This window comes from Streptomyces sp. NBC_01296, assembly GCF_035984415.1.
Lineage (GTDB): Bacteria > Actinomycetota > Actinomycetes > Streptomycetales > Streptomycetaceae > Streptomyces.
Window position 1 is genome coordinate 781,871 of the sequence record NZ_CP130720.1, and the last position, 15,311, is coordinate 797,181.

The window sequence follows — 15,311 nt, forward strand, 5'->3', positions numbered from 1 at the left end:
TGCGGAGACGTGGCAGCTGATGAATGCCCCCTACGGCATCGACCCGCGCACCCTGTCCCGCCGCCGGCTGCTCGCGGCAGCGGGCGCCGTCGGCGCGGCGGAGCTCCTCGGGGCGGGACCCTCGGCAGCGGCCCGAACCGGCAGTCCGCCGGCCGCGCCCGCACCGTTGTCCTTCACGGCGGCGACGAACGGCGCGGCGAGCCTGTCTCCGGGCGGGGACCGGCTGATCGCCGAGATCCACAACGTGCTGTGGTCGGTGCCGGCTTCCGGGGGCGACGCCGTGCCGCTCACCGCAGCGGCGCTGGAGGCGAACCGGCCCGTGCACTCCCCCGACGGCGCGTCGGTGGCCTTCTGCGCCTTCGGCAGCGGCACCTACCACGTCTGGACCATGCGCCCCGACGGAACCGGGCTGCGGCAGCGCACCGAGGGCCCGTTCGACCACCGCGGGCCGGCCTGGTCGCCCGACGGGACGCGCCTCGCGTTCACTTCCGAGCGCGCCGGGGATCCGGTGGGCGGGGCCCCGTACCGGATCCACGTGCTGGAGCTGGCGAGTGGCGCCGTCACCCGGATGACCGGCCGGGCCGGGCAGGACGGGCCCCTGCAAGGCGGTGCCTGGGAGGACTTCGACCCCACGTGGTCGCCGGACGGGGAGCGGATCCTGTTCGTCCGGGCGACGGTGACGGCCGCCGCGACCGGGCCCCGGGCGGATGCGCGGACCATCGCCTCCGTCCCCGCGGACGGCTCGGGTCCGGTCACCGTCGCCTTCACCGAGCAGGAACCGGCGGCGCAGCTCCTGGCCCCGGCGGTGGCGCCGGACGGCCGGCGTACGGCCTGGCTGCGGACCACGCCCCCGCCGAACGCCTCCTGCGTCCTCGTCGTCGACGGCCGGCCGGTCCCCGTCACCGGGGATGTCGCAGCCCAGCCGCCGCGTTGGACGGCCGCCGGGGAGCTGCTGGTCACGGTCGACGGCCGGTTCACCCTCGTCCGGCCGCAGCAGCCGCAGGCGCTCCGGACGATCCCCTTCCGCGCACGGGTGGCGGCGGACCGTCCGCGCTACCGGACCAAGCAGTACGACCTCGGCGGCGAAAGCCGCGTGCGCCCGGTCCGGGGCATTCATCTTCCCGCGCTGTCCCCTGACGGACGGTACGTCGCCTTCGCCGCCCTGAACACGCTGTGGCTCGGCAGCACCTCGGGCGGCCGCCCGCCCCGGCGGCTGCGCCGGGCGGCCCCCACCCGCTACCTGCTCGCCCCCTCGTGGGCGCCCGACGGGCGGTCCCTGCTGTACTGCGAGGACCGCGACGGACTGATGGCCGTGCACCGGCAGGATCTCGCCACGGGTGCCGAGAGCACGGTCGCGACCGGCGGCCGGGTCTTCCCCGCGCTGTCGCCCGACGGGCGGCGGCTCGCCTGCCTCGATCTGGTCGGGCGGCTCCTCGTACGCGACCTGGCCGGCGGCACGGAGCGCGTCCTCGCCGCGCCGCTCGGCGGGGGCGGACTGCCGGGCCGGCCCAGTTGGTCGCCCGACGGCTCCCGGATCGCCCTGTGTGACCGCAATCGGCTCAACATGCGGTTCAGGGAGGGCTACAACCTGATCCGGGTGGTCGACGCGGCGTCGGGCTCCGACCGGCTCCATCCCGTCGCCCCCCATGCCTCCGTGGCCGACCGGTACGACAGCGGGCCGGTCTGGTCGCCCGACGGCCGCTTCATGGCGGTGATCGTGGAATCCGCACTGTGCCTGCTGCCGGTCGCGCCCGACGGCTCCCCCCGGGGTGCCCTGCGCACCCTGACGGCCGAACCCGCCGACCATCCCTCGTGGTCCGGTGACTCGAAGACCCTGCTGTACCTCTCGGGCACACGGCTGCGCCTCATCGGCGTGGACGGCGGATCGCCGAGGACCGTGCGCCTGACGCTCGACCAGCGCCGGCCCACGCCGCCCGACACCGTGGTGCACGCCGGGCGGCTGTGGGACGGTACGGGCGAGACGGTGCGGGAGGACGTGGACGTCCTCGTCCGCTCCGGACGCATCGCCGCCGTCGAACCCCACCGCGCGTCCCGGGTGTCGGCACCGGGCGGCGCCCGGTACGTCGATGCCTCTGCCCGGACGGTCGTCCCGGGCCTGTGGGACACCCACACCCACCCGTGGCAGAGCACGTACGGGGGCCGCCAGAGCGTGGGCCAGCTGACGTACGGGATCACGACCGCCGTCTCGCTCGGCGGGTTCGCGTACGAACAGGCCCGGATCCGCGAGGCCGTGGCGTCCGGGCAGCTCGCCGGGCCGCGGCTGCTGACCAGCGGCGAGCTCCTCGACGGGGCGCGCGTCGCGTACAGCATGGGGCGCGCGCACCGCACGGCGGAGGGTCTGCGCCGGTCCTTGGAGCGGGGCGCCGCGCTCGACTGGGATTTCGTCAAGACCTATGTGCGGGCCCCGTTCTGGGTGATGGAGCAGGCCGCCCGGTTCGCCCACGACCGGCTCGGGGTCCGGTGCGGAAGCCACCTGGCCTCCCTGGCCATGCCGTCGGGCCAGGATCTGACCACCCATCTGCAGGCCACCGAACGCGCCGAGGCGGGGCACGTGCTCACCGCCTCCGGCTGTTCCCACCAGGACGTGAGCGAGATCTACGGCGGGGGCGACGGGCGGCTCGCGATGATCGCCACCCCGTTCGCGGCCACCGCACTGATCGGGGCCGATCCGGGCCTGGCCGACGACCGGCGGGTCACGGCCGTCATGGCGCCCTGGGACGCCGATCTGGTGCGCCGGTCCGCCGCGGCCGCCCCGACGGCCGCCCAGTTGGCGACGCTGCGCAGGGAGACCGACATCTACCGGAGGCTGCTGGCCGCGGGAGGCCTGGTCGCCCTCGGCACGGACGCGCCGCTGGTCCCGGTCGGGCTCTCCTTGCACCTGGGCCTGAGGGCCCTGCACCGGGGCGGGCTGTCCCCGGCCGAGGCCCTGCGCACGGTGACCGTCCTGCCGGCCCGGCTCTTCGGCCTCGGCGACGAACTCGGCACGGTGCGGCCCGGCAGGATCGCCGACCTGACGATCGTGGACGGGGACCCGTTCACGGACTTCGACACCCTGGTCCGCACCTCCGGCGTCCTCAGAGGCGGCGTACCGCACACGACCGAAGAGCTCGTGGCCGCCTGTGCCCCGTTGACCGAAGCCCCGGCGACCGGCACCCCCGCGGCCGGCGGCCCGGCCCACCGGCAGGCCGAACCCGTGGACTGGCTCGGCGAACGGCACCTGATGCTCCGCGACGGCTGCTGTCACGCCACCGGGTAGGTCAGCCGCCCGGGCGGCGCCGCGCGAGCGTACGGCCTCCCACCGTGAGGGCGATCGCGGCGACGATCAGCGTCGCCGCGACGGCCAACGTGATCCGCATCCCGTGGGCCACGGCCTCGGGCTGCGCCGTCGTGACGTCGGTCGTGGCCGATGCGAGCGCGAACACGGCGCCCATCACGGATGCGCCCGTGACGAGCCCCAGGTTGCGGGAGAGGTTGAGCACTCCGGAGATGACGCCCCGCTGGTCCGGGCCGACGTCTGCCATGACGGCGGTGTTGTTGGCCGTCTGGAACACCGCGTAGCCGGCGGTGGTGACCACGAGCGGGACGATGTAGCCGGCCACTCCGAGCGTCACCGACGTGAGGGACAGGGCGCCGCAGCCCACGGCCACGCCCGAGAGCCCGGCGACGGTCATGCGCCGGGCGCCGAAGCGGTCCGCGATACGGCCGGCCGGCACACCGGTCAGCGCGGCGACGAGCGGACCGACCGACAGGACGAGTCCCACCAGGGCCTCGCCGAGCCCGAGCGCACGCGAGAGGTAGAACGGCCCGACCACCAGCGTCGTCATCATCACGGTGGAGACGAGCCCGCTCGTACAGAGGCTCGCGCTCAGCAGCGGATCCCGGAACACGGCCAACCGGATCAGTGGGGATGCCACTCTCGCCTCGGCCCGTACGAACAGGCCCACTCCGAGGGCGGCGGCCGCCAGGAGAGCTGTGTTGAGCGGACCGAAACTGCCGCGCCCCACGGTCATGGCCAGGGCATAGGCCCCGAGCGTCAGCGCGAGGAGCAGCGTGCCGACGTGGTCGAAGCGGCCCCGGTCGGCCTTCGCGCCCTGCTCGTCGACGGGCAGGTGGCGGTGGGCCAGGACGAGTGCGAGGACGCCCAGCGGCGCATTGACGAGGAAGATCGCCCGCCAGCCCGGTCCGGCGAGCAGCAGACCGCCGAGCGAGGGGCCGAGGGCCGTGCCGATCGAGGACATGGTGCCGAGCAGCCCCATGGCGCTGCCGGTCCTCTCCTTCGGTACGGTCTCGCCGACGAACGCCATGGTCAGGGCCATCATGGTGGCCGCGCCGAGGCCTTGCGCGGCCCGGGCGGCGATCAGCAGCCAGAGCGTGGGGGCGAGGCCGCACAGCACCGAGGCCGCCGTGAACAGGGAGATCCCTGACAGGAGCAGCCTGCGGCGGCCGATCATGTCACCGAGCCGGCCGACGCTGACGATCAGGGTGGTGATGGCAAGGAGATAGGCGAGGACGATCCACTGGACCTGCTGGAACGAGGCGCTGAACACCTGCGCCAGCGTCGGCAGGCCGACGTTGGCGGTGCTGGTGCCGAGCGAGGACAGCAACATGGACAGGGACAGGCCGGCGAGCGCCCACCGGACCGAAGCCGTCTTCCCTCCGGCGCTCCCGGCCGGCGCCTCGACGCGCCCTGCGTCGAGGCGCTTCACCGTGCTCTGCGTTCGTCATCGGCCGCGCGCACGCCGGTGAAGACCGTGGTGGCGGACAGGAGGAAGGCGTCGGGCCGGTGCAGGATGCCCTGCTCCGCCTCGGGATCGAGCAGCACGTCGAGCGTGCCGAGGTCGTCCGCGGTCAGGAGGTCGCTCGCGTTGTCCCGCAGCCGGGTCAGCTGGGCGTGCAGGAAGGTGCGGGCCGTCCCGCCCAGGGGGGCCGGCAGGTCGAGGAGGTACGTGAAGCCGCCGACGCCGGTGAGCCCGGCGCGGCGGAGCATCGCGGGCCAGTCCTCGACGACGGGGACGCTGCCGGGGAGCTCGGCGCGCATCCTCGCGAACGAGTGCTCCTGGACGGCGTCGAGCCGGGTCTGCAGACCGGGGGCGCCGATCGCGATGTCGCGCGGGAGGAAGCGCATCGGCAGGCCGCCTTCGGCCACGGCGAGCAGCCCGCCGGGCCTCAGCAGAGCGGTGAGTGCGTTCAGCGCGCCCTGCTGATCGCCGAGGTGGTGCACGGTCTTGCTGCTCCAGATCAGATCCGCCGTGCCGAGGCCGCGGTCCGTCCCCTGTCCGTCTGCGCCGTGCAGGCCCTCGGGCAGTTCCGCGTGCCGTACGGTCACCCTGCCGCCGAGTCCGAGCCGCTCGGCGCGGGCCGAGGTGCGCTCCAGCAGCACGGGGGCGCCGTCCACGGCGACGGTCTCGGCCCCTGCGAAGGCTTCGGCGAGGACACAGGTCATCACGCCCGGCCCGCTGCCGATGTCGAGGATCCGCCGGACCTCCGCCCCGGGGCCGAGCAGTTCGCCCAGGCGGTCCGCCGTCCGGTGGAGGACCGGGAGCTGCAGTTCGCCGCCGTTCTCCAGGTGGGCGGCCATAGCGTCCCAGTCGATGTCGGCGGCGTGGTGTCCGTGACCAGGCCCGTGTCCATGACCGGGTCGGGAATCACTGTGTGGGTTCATGCCGGGGAGCCTGCCCCCGCGGCCCCGTGGTGACAACTCTTGTTGCCGTTTCCGGGACAGCGGGGTGGAATGCCTCCATGGACACCCCATCCGACACCCCGTCCGGCACCCCGTCCGACACCCCGTCCCACGCACCATCCGACGCGCCGTCGGACACTCCGCCGCTGCCGTACCGGGCGGTCCTGGACGAGGTCGGCCCCCGGCTCAAACGGCTGCGTGCCCAGCGCGGCCTCACCCTGGCCGCGCTCTCCGAGGCGACCGGCATCTCCAAGAGCACCCTGTCCCGGCTGGAGTCCGGGCAGCGCCGCCCCAGCCTGGAACTGCTGCTGCCGCTGGCCGGTGCGTACCACGTACCCCTGGACGACCTGGTCGGCGCCCCCGAAGTGGGCGATCCCCGGGTCCGGCTGACGCCCCGTAAGCTGCCGAACGGTGGTTCGTTCGTCCCGCTGTCCCGGGGCCCGGGCCCCCTCCAGGCGTACAAGATGGTCATCTCCGACCGGGGTGCCGAGCCGGACCTGCGTACGCACGAGGGCTACGAGTGGATGTACGTGCTGGAGGGCCGGCTCCGGCTGGTGCTCGCCGAGCACGATCTGGTCCTCGGCCCCGGGGAGGTGGCCGAGTTCGACACCCGGCTGCCCCACTGGTTCAGCAGCGCCGACGGGCGGCCCGTCGAGATCCTCAGCCTCTTCGGGAGACAGGGCGAGCGCATGCACGTCCGCGCCAAGCCCCTCGGCTGACGGCGGCCGGGGCCTATTCGTTGACCAGGACCGGGAGGGAGAGGACGGCGCTCGACGGGGTCCCGGTGAGCTGCTCCGCGGGCACGGTGAAGTCGATCCCGTTGCCGGCCGCGCGCGGGCCGTCGTGGTGGTCGCCTGCGGGCGCGTCCGCGCCTTCCTCCTGGTAGCGGAAGGTACCCGTCCCCAGCAGCCGGCCGTCCGCGTCGTAGTACGCGGCGCGCAGCTCCAGGCTCAGTACGTCGCTGACGTCGGAGGTGATGGCCAGGTGCCCGGTGATGCCCGGCTTCCCGGTGGGTGCGAGCGTGAGCGCCGTCAGTTGCACCCGGTCGGTGAACGGGCCCGGCTCGACGCGGATTTCACCCGGCGAGGCGGGCGGGACGAGGACGGCCGCCGGTGCGGGTGCGCCGCTCGGCGCGGGCATCGCGACCGGGGCGGCGGAACCGGCCGGCTTCCCGGCGCCGCCCCGGGCGCCGTCGGCCTGCGTACCGCCGGAGCAGCCGGCGGCGAGGACGAGGAAGGCGGTGGCGGCCAGCGCGGCGGCCGCTCCGCGGGGGAGGTTTCTCATCGGTACGCTCCTGAAAGGGCCGGGGCCGGAGGGACCTGCCCTCCCGGCCCCGGCTGCCCGAAGGTCAGTGCTGCTGGGGAGCCCGGCTGAACAGCGCGCGGTACATCTTCCCGTACAGCTCCGTGTTGTTCTGGCTGGCGGCGAACACGCTGCCGCTGGGGCCGTAGGCGAAGATCGGCACGTCGGCGCCGGTGTGGTTGCCGGACAGGTACGTCAGCCACAGGCTCGCGTCCGGGCTGCCGTCCTTGACGCCGGCCGGGTCGTCGGGCGTACGGAACGTGGCGGGCGCGAAGTTCTTCGCGTCGGCCGAGCCCGCGCCGTTGACGGCTCCGCTCGAGCGGGCCGGGTCCTTGGCACCGGAGGCCGCGCGCGAGGGGGCGCTGTTGTTCGCCGCGTTGCCGGCGTCCACGTTGGCCGGGGGCGCGACGGCCTCGGCGTTGGTGTACGTGCCCTTCTCGATGATGTTGAAGCCGGCGCACTCGTGGTCCGCCGTGACGATCACGAGGGTGTGGCCGTCCTTCTTCGCGAACTCGTACGCCGCCTTGACCGCGTCGTCGAAGGCCTTGATCTCGCCGAGCGTCTGCGCCGCGTCGTTGGCGTGCGAGCGCTTGTCGATCTGGGCGCCCTCGATCTGGAGGAAGAAGCCCTTGTTCTTCTTGCGGTCCTGCTGCTTGCGGTCGGTCAGCAGCGAGATCGACTTCTTGGCCATCTCCGCGAGGGTCGGCTCCTGCTTCTGCGGGGCCTCCGCGGGCAGGCCGGCCTTGGCCTGCTCGACGGTCAGGTTGCCGCGGTTGAACAGGCCGACGACCTTCTTGCCGTTGGCCTTGTCCAGGTCGCCCTTGGTGGCGACCTTCTGGCTGGCGGCGGTCTGGGCGGGCAGCGCCGGGTCGCCGAAGCTGCCGAGCACCTGGTAGCCCTGGGCCTGCAGCGCCTTCTGGTCGTCCGGCTCGAAGCGGGCGAGGCCGCCGCCGAGGATGACGTCGGCGGTGCCGTTGCGGGCGATCTGCTCGGCGATCGGCGTGACCAGCGTCTTGTCCTGCGGCGCCGGCTCGTACGTGCCGTCCTCCTTCTTGGGGAGGCAGGCGGCCTCGGAGTACACCGGGCCCTGGCAGCCGCGCAGCAGTGCGTGGCTGAACTGCGCCGCCGGGGTGGCGTCGGTGATCTCGGCGGTGGAGACGTTGCCGGTGGCGAAGCCGGCCGCCTTGGCCTGCTCCATCAGCGTGGCGGTCTTCTTCTCGTACGAGTCGACGCCGATGGCCGCGTTGTACGTCTTGACGCCGGAGGACCAGGCGGTGGCGGAGCTGGCCGAGTCGGTGACCAGCGCGGGCTTCTGGCTGCCCTTCTCCACGGCGTACGTGGCGACCGCGCCCGTGAACGGGAGGGACTCCATGGTGAGCTTGCCGCCGGGCCCGTAGTAGCGGTCACGGGCGGCGGTGACATGGGTGCGGCCCATGCCGTCGCCGAGGAGGTAGATGACGTTGTGGATCTCCCTCCCCTGGTCGCCCTGCTGGGTGGCGGAGTTGGCGGTGACGGCCGTTCCGGCGGCCACGGCGCCGGCTAGGGCAAGGACGGTCAGTGTCTTCGCGGGACTGCGACGCATGTGTGGGAGATCCCCCTCGGAAGGTGCTGCTCGGGCATGCCGACGGTAGGAGGGCGACATGAACACCTCCCCATCGAAGGATGGCGCCGAGTCGAACGCGGCAGGCCCGTACCCCGCTCGTGGCGCAGGCCCGGGTCAGGTCGGCAGCGCAAGGAGCATCAGGGGGCGGCTGGTGGGCTGGGCGGATCCGCCGGCGGGTTCGACGGTGAGACCCACCCCGGTGGCGCCGCGGATGCCGCCCTGCATGAGCGTGGCCCCCTCCGCGGTGAGGAGCCCGGCGGGGCGCATGGTGCCGTGGTCGTCGAACCAGAGCTGGTACGTCCTGCCCTCGCCCGGGTCGGGAAGCCCGGAGCCGATGAAGACCGCCCTGTTCTGCAGCTTGGAGCTGACCACGGAGGTGGCGGCGCCGCCGGTGGTGCGGCCGTGCACCGTACGGACGTCGGGGGCGGCCATCACGGCGGTGAGGTCCTGGAGGCGGCGTTCGGAGGCCTCCGCCTGCTGCAGGGCCTGGTCGGTGCGCTGGTTCTGCCAGAGGGCGACGCCCCCGAGCACCGCCACCCCGGCGAGGCCTGCGGCGATGGCCAGCGTGATGGCCTTGCGTCGCAGGATCGCGGTGAACGTCATCGACTTGCCCACCGCGGGCAGCAGCGGCGGCAGTTGGCGGACGGAGTCGATGGCGAACAGGACCTCGTCCTTCATGCGCGCGGGCGGCGGGAGCGCGGCAGCCGCGCCCAGTCGGGCGGCGGTGGCGGAGAAGTCGGCCACCTCCTGCCCGCAGGAAGGGCAGTCGGCGAGGTGTGCGCTGAACACCTCGTGCTCCGCAGGAGTGAGTGCGTGGAGGGCGTACGCGCCGGTGAGGGTGTGCAGTTCCCCGTCGTGCTTCATGTGGTCACCCCCATGCAGTCGCGCAGCCGGATGAGCCCGTCGCGCATGCGTGTCTTGATCGTGGGCAGTGGAGTGCGCAAGGTCTCGGCGACCTCGCGGTAGGACAGGCCCTGGTAGTAGGCCAGAGTGACGGCCTGGCGCTGGATCTCGGTCAGGCCGCGCATGCAGCGCCGTACCTGTTCGCTCTCCAGGCGGGTTTCGACCTGTTCCGCGACCTCGTCGAACGGCCGCGCCTGCTCGCGGGCGGCCTGGTCGTGCTCGCGGTTGATCGCGGCCTGGGCGGAGCGGACGCGGTCGACGGCCCGGCGGTGGGCCAGGGTGGCGGCCCAGGTGCGCACGCTGCCCTGTTCGGGGCGGTAGCGGGCGGCTTGCCGCCACAGGTCGATCATCACCTCCTGTGCCACCTCCTCGGACTGGGCTCGGTCGCGTACGACCCGGACGACGATCCCGAACACGGTCCCGGACAGGGCGTCGTAGAGGGCGGAGAAGGCGTCCTTGTCACCGCGGGCCACCCGGGACATCAGGTCCTCGAGCCGGGGGCCCACGGCGTCGGGGACGCCGAAGGGCAGCGGTTGCCCGGTGGTGGCGGATGGTCCGCCGGGGTCGGTCCGTCGCATGACAGTCCTTCCTGTCGAAGGGACCGGCCCTTCCACAAAGAGAGCCGACCGCTCCGGATGGTGCCAGGTCCGCGTTCTTGACCGGTCTTCGGAGCAGACATCTGTGCGGATTGGTCAACCCGCTCGCCAATTCCCGATCAATGTGCACCAGCTGCGCCGCAGCTGATTCCGGTTTCGGCAACTGCCACCAATCCGGGGACGCCCCGGCTGCGAACCAGGGGTGAACCGCCGTCACGGACGACGGCTTGGCGAACGGTGGGGAGTGAAGAACTGTGCGTACGAGGAACGTGGCCGTGATCGGCGGCGGTGTGGCGGGACTGACCGCCGCCTACGTCCTGCAGAAGGCGTGCGACGTCACGCTGTACGAGGCGGACGCCCGGCTGGGAGGCCACGCCCACACCCATGAACTGCCCGCCCCGGGCGGCGGAACGATGGGCGTGGACTCGGGGTTCATCGTCCACAACGCGCGTACCTACCCCCTGCTGCTCCGGCTCTTCAGCGAGCTCGGAGTGGCCACGCAGGACTCCGAGATGAGCATGTCGGTGCGGTGCGACGGCTGCGGCCTGGAGTACGCCGGTGCCCGCGGGCCCCTCGGCCTGTTCACCGGGCGGGCGGCCCTGCGCGCCCGGTACCTGCGGCTGCTGGCGGAGGTACCGCTCTTCCACCGCCGTGCGCGCCGCATGCTGGACGGGGACGGTCCGGTCGGCGACAGCCCCGGGGGCGGCAGATCCGGCAAGGACGGTTCCGGCAGTGACGGTTCCCGCGGCGACAGTCCGGAGCGGTACACCCTCCGGGCGTTCCTCGCCGACGGCGGGTTCTCCCCGTACTTCGTCACCCACTTCATCACCCCGCTGGTGTCGGCCGTGTGGTCCTGCCCCGCCCACACCGCGCTGGAGTACCCGGCCGCGTACCTGTTCCGCTTCCTCGACCACCACGGGCTGCTGTCCGTGACGGGCTCCCCGCAGTGGAAGACCGTCACCGGCGGCAGCGCGGCCTACGTCGACAAGGTCGCCAAGGAGATCAGCAACATCCGGGCCGCCACCCCGGTCGTCCGGGTGGACCGCATACCGAGCGGCGTCCTGGTGGGCAGCGACGACGGCATCACCGACGCCTACGACGCCGTCGTCATCGCCACGCACCCCGACCAGGCGCTGCGTCTGCTGGCCGACCCCACCCGGGACGAGCAGCGGGTCCTCGGCGCCTTCCGGTACGAGGCGAACCCGACCGTCCTGCACACCGACACCGGCCTGCTGCCCCGCTCGCCGAGGGCCCGGGCCTCCTGGAACTACCACCTCACCGACTGCCGCCCGGGAGCGGAGGGGGTCCGGGTCAGCTACGACATGACGCGGCTGCAGCGGCTGCCGGGCGACACCGGCTACGTCGTCACCCTGAACGCGGGCGGCCGCATCGACCCCGAGCACGTCCTGGCCCGCATGGAGTACGCGCACCCCGTCTACACGCCCGAGTCGGTGGCCGCGCAGCGTGCACTGCCCCGCCTCAACACCTCGGTCACCGCCTTCGCCGGGGCGTACCACGGGTGGGGGTTCCACGAGGACGGCTGCCGGTCGGGCGTACGGGCCGCCGCCGCGCTGGGGGTCCGATGGTGACTCCGGCGGTGACCCCTGCGGTGGCCCCGGCGGTGGCCCCGGGAACCGGTCCGGCCCAGCCCGCCGTGGCCGTACCGGCCCTGTACGACTGCGTCGTCTCGCATGCGCGGACGGCCCCGGTGCGGCATGCCTTCCGGCACCGCACGTACATGTGGCTCGTGGACCTGGACGCCCTCCCCCGGCTCCCGTGGCCGTTGCGCCCCCTGGCCCGCTTCGACGCCCGCGACCACTTCGACGCCGACGCACCGACCGTCCGGGCCGGCCTCGACGCGTACCTGGCCTCCCGGGGCGTGCACCTCGACGGCGGGCGGGTCCTGATGCTGGCCCACGCCCGGGTCCTGGGGTACGTCTTCAACCCGCTGACCCTGTACTGGTGCCACGACCGCTCCGGCGCCCTGGTCTGCGTGGTGGCCGAGATCCACAACACGTACGGGCAGCGCCACTGCCACCTGCTGCGGACCGACGGAGCCGGCCGGGCCGAGGCGGCGAAGGAGCTGTACGTCTCCCCGTTCTTCCCCGTCGACGGCCGCTACCGCATGCGGCTGCCGGAGCCCCGGGAGCAGCTGGAGGTCACCGTCCGGCTCGAGCGCGCCGGGCAGCGGCCGTTCACCGCGACCCTGCGCGGCCGGCACCGCCCCGCCACCCCCCTCGGCCTGCTGCGCGCCGCCGCCCGGCGGCCGTGGTCCACCGCCGCCGTCTGGGCCGGGATCCGCCGCCACGGCATCCACCTGCTGCTCCGCGGGCTGCCCGTCCAGCCCCGGCCCGACCGCGCACCCGAGGAAGGCATCGCCCCGTGACCCTTTCCCTCCCCCGCCCCGCCGACCGATCCCTGGAGCGGTGCTCCATCGACGCACAGGCGTGGCCGGACGTGGCACGCCCGCCGGCGGCGCACTTCGGGCACGCTGCCGTCGCCCGCCGGCTGGTGCGCCGCGCCGTGACGGCGCTGCCCCTGCGCTGCCGGTTCGGCACCGAACCGCCCCAGGGCAGCGGGCCGTCGCTGACGGTCCACGACCCGGCCGCGTTCTTCCGCCGGATCGGGGCCCACGGGCTGATCGGGTTCGGCGAGTCCTACATGGCGGGCGAATGGGACAGCGACGACCTGACCGGCCTGCTGACCGTCCTCACCGCGCACGTGGACGACCTGGTTCCCGCCCCGCTGCGCCGGCTGCGCGGGGCATGGGTGCAGCGCAGGCCCGAGGCCCAGCTGAACTCCCGGACCGGGGCCCGGCAGAACGTCCACCGCCACTACGACCTGTCGAACGAGCTGTTCGCGCTGTTCCTCGACGAGACCCTGTCGTACTCCTCCGCCGTGTTCACGGCGTTCCCCGCACGCCGCGAGAGCCTCCCGGCCGCGCAGCACCGGAAGATCGACCGGCTGCTGGACCTCGCCTGCGTCGGCCCGGGCAAGCACCTGCTGGAGATCGGCACCGGCTGGGGCGAACTGGCCCTGCGCGCGGCCGCCCGCGGGGCGCGGGTGACGACCGTGACACTCTCCGCCGAGCAGCAGCACCTCGCGCGCCGCCGTATCGCCGCCGCGGGGCTGGCCGACCGGGTGGACGTCGAGCTGCGGGACTACCGCGATCTCGAGGGCCGGTACGACGCGGTGGTGAGCGTGGAGATGATCGAGGCGGTCGGCAGGGATTTCTGGCCGGCGTACTTCGCCGCCCTGCGCGATGCCCTGGCGCCCGGCGGGCGGATCGCACTGCAGGCCATCACGATGGGCCACGAGCAGATGCTGCACACCTCCCGTACGCACACCTGGATCAGCAAGTACGTCTTCCCCGGCGGCCTCGTCCCCTCCCGCGAGGCCATCGAGGCGCACTCGGCCGGTGCGGGGCTGCAGATCGTCTCCGACCAGGGGTACGGCGACCACTACGCGCAGACCCTGTGCCTGTGGCGGGAACGCTTCACGGAGCAGGCCGGCGCCGTCGCGGCGCTCGGCTTCGACGCGACGTTCCGGCGCATGTGGGAGTTCTACCTCGCCTATTGCGAGGCCGGGTTCCGGGCCCGCTACCTCGACGTCCGGCAACTGCTCCTGACGGGGGACGTCTCACTGGGAGCACGGCCGTGAACCCGGCCTCCGGGGAAGCCTTCGGGACCAACCTGGCCGCTGCCGCCGCCACGGCCGTCGCCGTGCTGCTGCTGGCCTTCGCGGTCGGGACGGCCCGCCGCCTGCACCGGACGGTGGACATCGCCTGGGGCCTCGCCTTCGCCGCGGTCGCGACGGTCTCGTACGCCCTGTCGTCCGGGTACGGGGACGGCGGACGGCGGCTGCTGGTCGCCGCCGCCACCCTCGTGTGGGGGGTGCGGCTGGCCGCGCACATCGCCTGGCGCGGCCGCGGTCACGGCGAGGACCCCCGCTATGCGAAGCTCCTCGCCCGGGGGCGGGGCAACCCGCATCTGCGCGCCCTGCTCAAGGTGTACCTGCTCCAGGCGGGCCTGGTCTGGCTGGTCTCGCTGCCCGTGCAGAGCGCCTCGTACGCCGGCTCCCCCATCGGCGCCCTCGCCGTGCTCGGCGGCGGGCTCTGGGCGGTGGGTCTGGTCTTCGAGGCCGTCGGGGACTTCCAGCTCGCCCGGTTCAAGGCCGATCCCGCGCACCGCGGTACGGTCATGGACCGGGGGCTGTGGGCGTGGACCCGCCACCCCAACTACTTCGGCGACTTCCTGGTCTGGTGGGGGCTCTACCTGATGGCCTGCGGCACGTGGCAGGCCGCCCTGCTGTGCCTGGTGTCGCCGGTGGTCATGACACTGCTGCTGATCGTGGGGAGCGGCAAGCGCCTGTTGGAGGCCCACATGGCAGACCGTCCCGGCTACGCCGGCTACGCCGCCCGTACCAGCGGGTTCCTCCCGCTGCCGCCCCGGCGGGGCCACGCATGAAGCAGCCGACGGGCGCGCTGGCGCTGCGCCGGGTGCCGCGGAACCCGACCGCCGCGGTGCTCCTGCTGCACGGTGGCCGTCCGGACGGGCTCGAGGCGCCGCCGCGGCCGAACCTGCCGGGGCTGCGGATGCTTCCGTTCGCGCGGGCCATGGCGGACTCCGGGCCGGCGCAGGACGTGGTGGTGGCGGAGGTCCGCTACGTGCACCGGGGCTGGAACGGCCACCGCGCGGATCCGGTCCACGACGTCTGGCAGGCCCTGCGCGAACTGCGCTCCGTGGCCGGAGCGCTGCCCGTGGTGCTCGTCGGGCATTCCATGGGAGGGCGGGCCGCGTTGCGGGCGGCCGCCGACCCGCTGGTCCGCGGCGTGGTCGGGCTCGCGCCGTGGTGCCCGCGAGGGGAACCGGTGGTGCATCTCGGGGAGACGGCCGTGGTGCTCCTGCACGACGAGGCGGACCGCGTCACCGATGCGCAGGCGTCGTGGGACTACGTACGGCGGGCCCGTGCGCGGGGCGCCCGGGCCGGAGGCATCGTCATGCCGCACGGGCGGCACGCGATGCTCCGCCAGGCGCGTACCTGGCACCGGATCGCCACCGACACCACGCTGGGCCTGCTCGGCCTGACCTCCCTGCCCGAGGAGCTGTTCACCGACCGAGTTCCCGGGCAGGCCGGGTCCCGGCTGACCGTCGGCACGGGCGACTCGTCCGGTATGCGGCGGCAGTGACCGGCGGGTGGTCGCGAA

Annotated in this window: 13 protein-coding genes; 7 read left to right on the top strand and 6 right to left on the bottom strand. The window is 73.8% G+C overall.

All coding sequences use genetic code 11. The annotated features are described in order from the left end of the window. Positions 1–19: 19 nt before the first annotated feature. Entirely contained in the window at positions 20–3,277 is a 3,258-nt protein-coding gene (locus OG299_RS03880; RefSeq protein WP_327360478.1) for an amidohydrolase family protein, read from the top strand. 1 nt (position 3,278) lies between these two features. Here the strand turns inward: OG299_RS03880 and OG299_RS03885 are convergent, their stop codons facing one another. Continuing rightward, the gene (locus OG299_RS03885) at positions 3,279–4,727 is read right to left on the bottom strand and encodes an MFS transporter (protein WP_327360479.1); all 1,449 of its coding nucleotides are present in this window, start codon (positions 4,725–4,727) and stop codon (positions 3,279–3,281) included. Then, the gene (locus OG299_RS03890) at positions 4,724–5,599 is read right to left on the bottom strand and encodes a class I SAM-dependent methyltransferase (protein WP_327360480.1); all 876 of its coding nucleotides are present in this window, start codon (positions 5,597–5,599) and stop codon (positions 4,724–4,726) included. The genes OG299_RS03885 and OG299_RS03890 overlap by 4 nt, the downstream gene beginning before the upstream one ends. A gap of 161 nt (positions 5,600–5,760) precedes the next feature. On the opposite strand from OG299_RS03890, the gene OG299_RS03895 reads away from it, so the two are divergent. Beyond that, positions 5,761–6,420, top strand: coding sequence for a helix-turn-helix domain-containing protein (locus OG299_RS03895; RefSeq protein ID WP_327360481.1), 660 nt, complete (start codon positions 5,761–5,763; stop codon positions 6,418–6,420). Positions 6,421–6,433: 13 nt separating this feature from the next. Here the strand turns inward: OG299_RS03895 and OG299_RS03900 are convergent, their stop codons facing one another. The 4 genes from OG299_RS03900 to sigK form a co-directional block, all read right to left on the bottom strand. After that, entirely contained in the window at positions 6,434–6,985 is a 552-nt protein-coding gene (locus OG299_RS03900) for a hypothetical protein (protein WP_266638119.1), read from the bottom strand. Positions 6,986–7,049: 64 nt separating this feature from the next. Further along, positions 7,050–8,585 carry an alkaline phosphatase gene (locus OG299_RS03905; RefSeq protein WP_266638120.1) on the bottom strand — a complete coding sequence of 512 codons (1,536 nt, stop codon included), beginning with the start codon at positions 8,583–8,585 and terminating at the stop codon, positions 7,050–7,052. Between the two features lie 135 nt (positions 8,586–8,720). Next, positions 8,721–9,470 carry an anti-sigma factor gene (locus OG299_RS03910; protein WP_266638121.1) on the bottom strand — a complete coding sequence of 250 codons (750 nt, stop codon included), beginning with the start codon at positions 9,468–9,470 and terminating at the stop codon, positions 8,721–8,723. Next, positions 9,467–10,087, bottom strand: coding sequence for an ECF RNA polymerase sigma factor SigK (sigK, locus tag OG299_RS03915; protein WP_405699550.1), 621 nt, complete (start codon positions 10,085–10,087; stop codon positions 9,467–9,469). The genes OG299_RS03910 and sigK overlap by 4 nt, the downstream gene beginning before the upstream one ends. 272 nt (positions 10,088–10,359) lie before the next feature. On the opposite strand from sigK, the gene OG299_RS03920 reads away from it, so the two are divergent. Genes OG299_RS03920 through OG299_RS03940 form a run of 5 tightly spaced genes read left to right on the top strand, consistent with a single transcriptional unit; the run spans position 10,360 to position 15,293 of the window. Beyond that, positions 10,360–11,694 carry an NAD(P)/FAD-dependent oxidoreductase gene (locus OG299_RS03920; protein ID WP_327360482.1) on the top strand — a complete coding sequence of 445 codons (1,335 nt, stop codon included), beginning with the start codon at positions 10,360–10,362 and terminating at the stop codon, positions 11,692–11,694. 8 nt (positions 11,695–11,702) lie between these two features. Next, positions 11,703–12,491, top strand: a complete 789-nt coding sequence (locus OG299_RS03925) for a DUF1365 domain-containing protein (RefSeq protein ID WP_442817481.1) — start codon at positions 11,703–11,705, stop codon at positions 12,489–12,491. After that, positions 12,488–13,765, top strand: a complete 1,278-nt coding sequence (locus OG299_RS03930) for a class I SAM-dependent methyltransferase (RefSeq protein ID WP_442817482.1) — start codon at positions 12,488–12,490, stop codon at positions 13,763–13,765. Before OG299_RS03925 ends, OG299_RS03930 begins: the two co-directional genes overlap by 4 nt. Continuing rightward, complete coding sequence (locus OG299_RS03935; protein WP_327360483.1) at positions 13,762–14,571, top strand: DUF1295 domain-containing protein; 810 nt, start codon at positions 13,762–13,764, stop codon at positions 14,569–14,571. Before OG299_RS03930 ends, OG299_RS03935 begins: the two co-directional genes overlap by 4 nt. Beyond that, positions 14,568–15,293, top strand: coding sequence for an alpha/beta fold hydrolase (locus OG299_RS03940; RefSeq protein WP_327360484.1), 726 nt, complete (start codon positions 14,568–14,570; stop codon positions 15,291–15,293). The genes OG299_RS03935 and OG299_RS03940 overlap by 4 nt, the downstream gene beginning before the upstream one ends. Positions 15,294–15,311 lie beyond the last annotated feature (18 nt).

What these genes read in the sequence shown, in the direction of transcription:
- OG299_RS03880 (WP_327360478.1), top strand. Translation starts at nt 20, where the DNA reads ATGAATGCCCCCTACGGCATCGACCCGCGCACCCTGTCCCGCCGCCGG.
- OG299_RS03890 (WP_327360480.1), bottom strand. Translation starts at nt 5,599, where the DNA reads ATGGCCGCCCACCTGGAGAACGGCGGCGAACTGCAGCTCCCGGTCCTC.
- OG299_RS03895 (WP_327360481.1), top strand. Translation starts at nt 5,761, where the DNA reads ATGGACACCCCATCCGACACCCCGTCCGGCACCCCGTCCGACACCCCG.
- OG299_RS03900 (WP_266638119.1), bottom strand. Translation starts at nt 6,985, where the DNA reads ATGAGAAACCTCCCCCGCGGAGCGGCCGCCGCGCTGGCCGCCACCGCC.
- OG299_RS03905 (WP_266638120.1), bottom strand. Translation starts at nt 8,585, where the DNA reads ATGCGTCGCAGTCCCGCGAAGACACTGACCGTCCTTGCCCTAGCCGGC.
- OG299_RS03910 (WP_266638121.1), bottom strand. Translation starts at nt 9,470, where the DNA reads ATGAAGCACGACGGGGAACTGCACACCCTCACCGGCGCGTACGCCCTC.
- sigK (WP_405699550.1), bottom strand. Translation starts at nt 10,087, where the DNA reads ATGCGACGGACCGACCCCGGCGGACCATCCGCCACCACCGGGCAACCG.
- OG299_RS03940 (WP_327360484.1), top strand. Translation starts at nt 14,568, where the DNA reads ATGAAGCAGCCGACGGGCGCGCTGGCGCTGCGCCGGGTGCCGCGGAAC.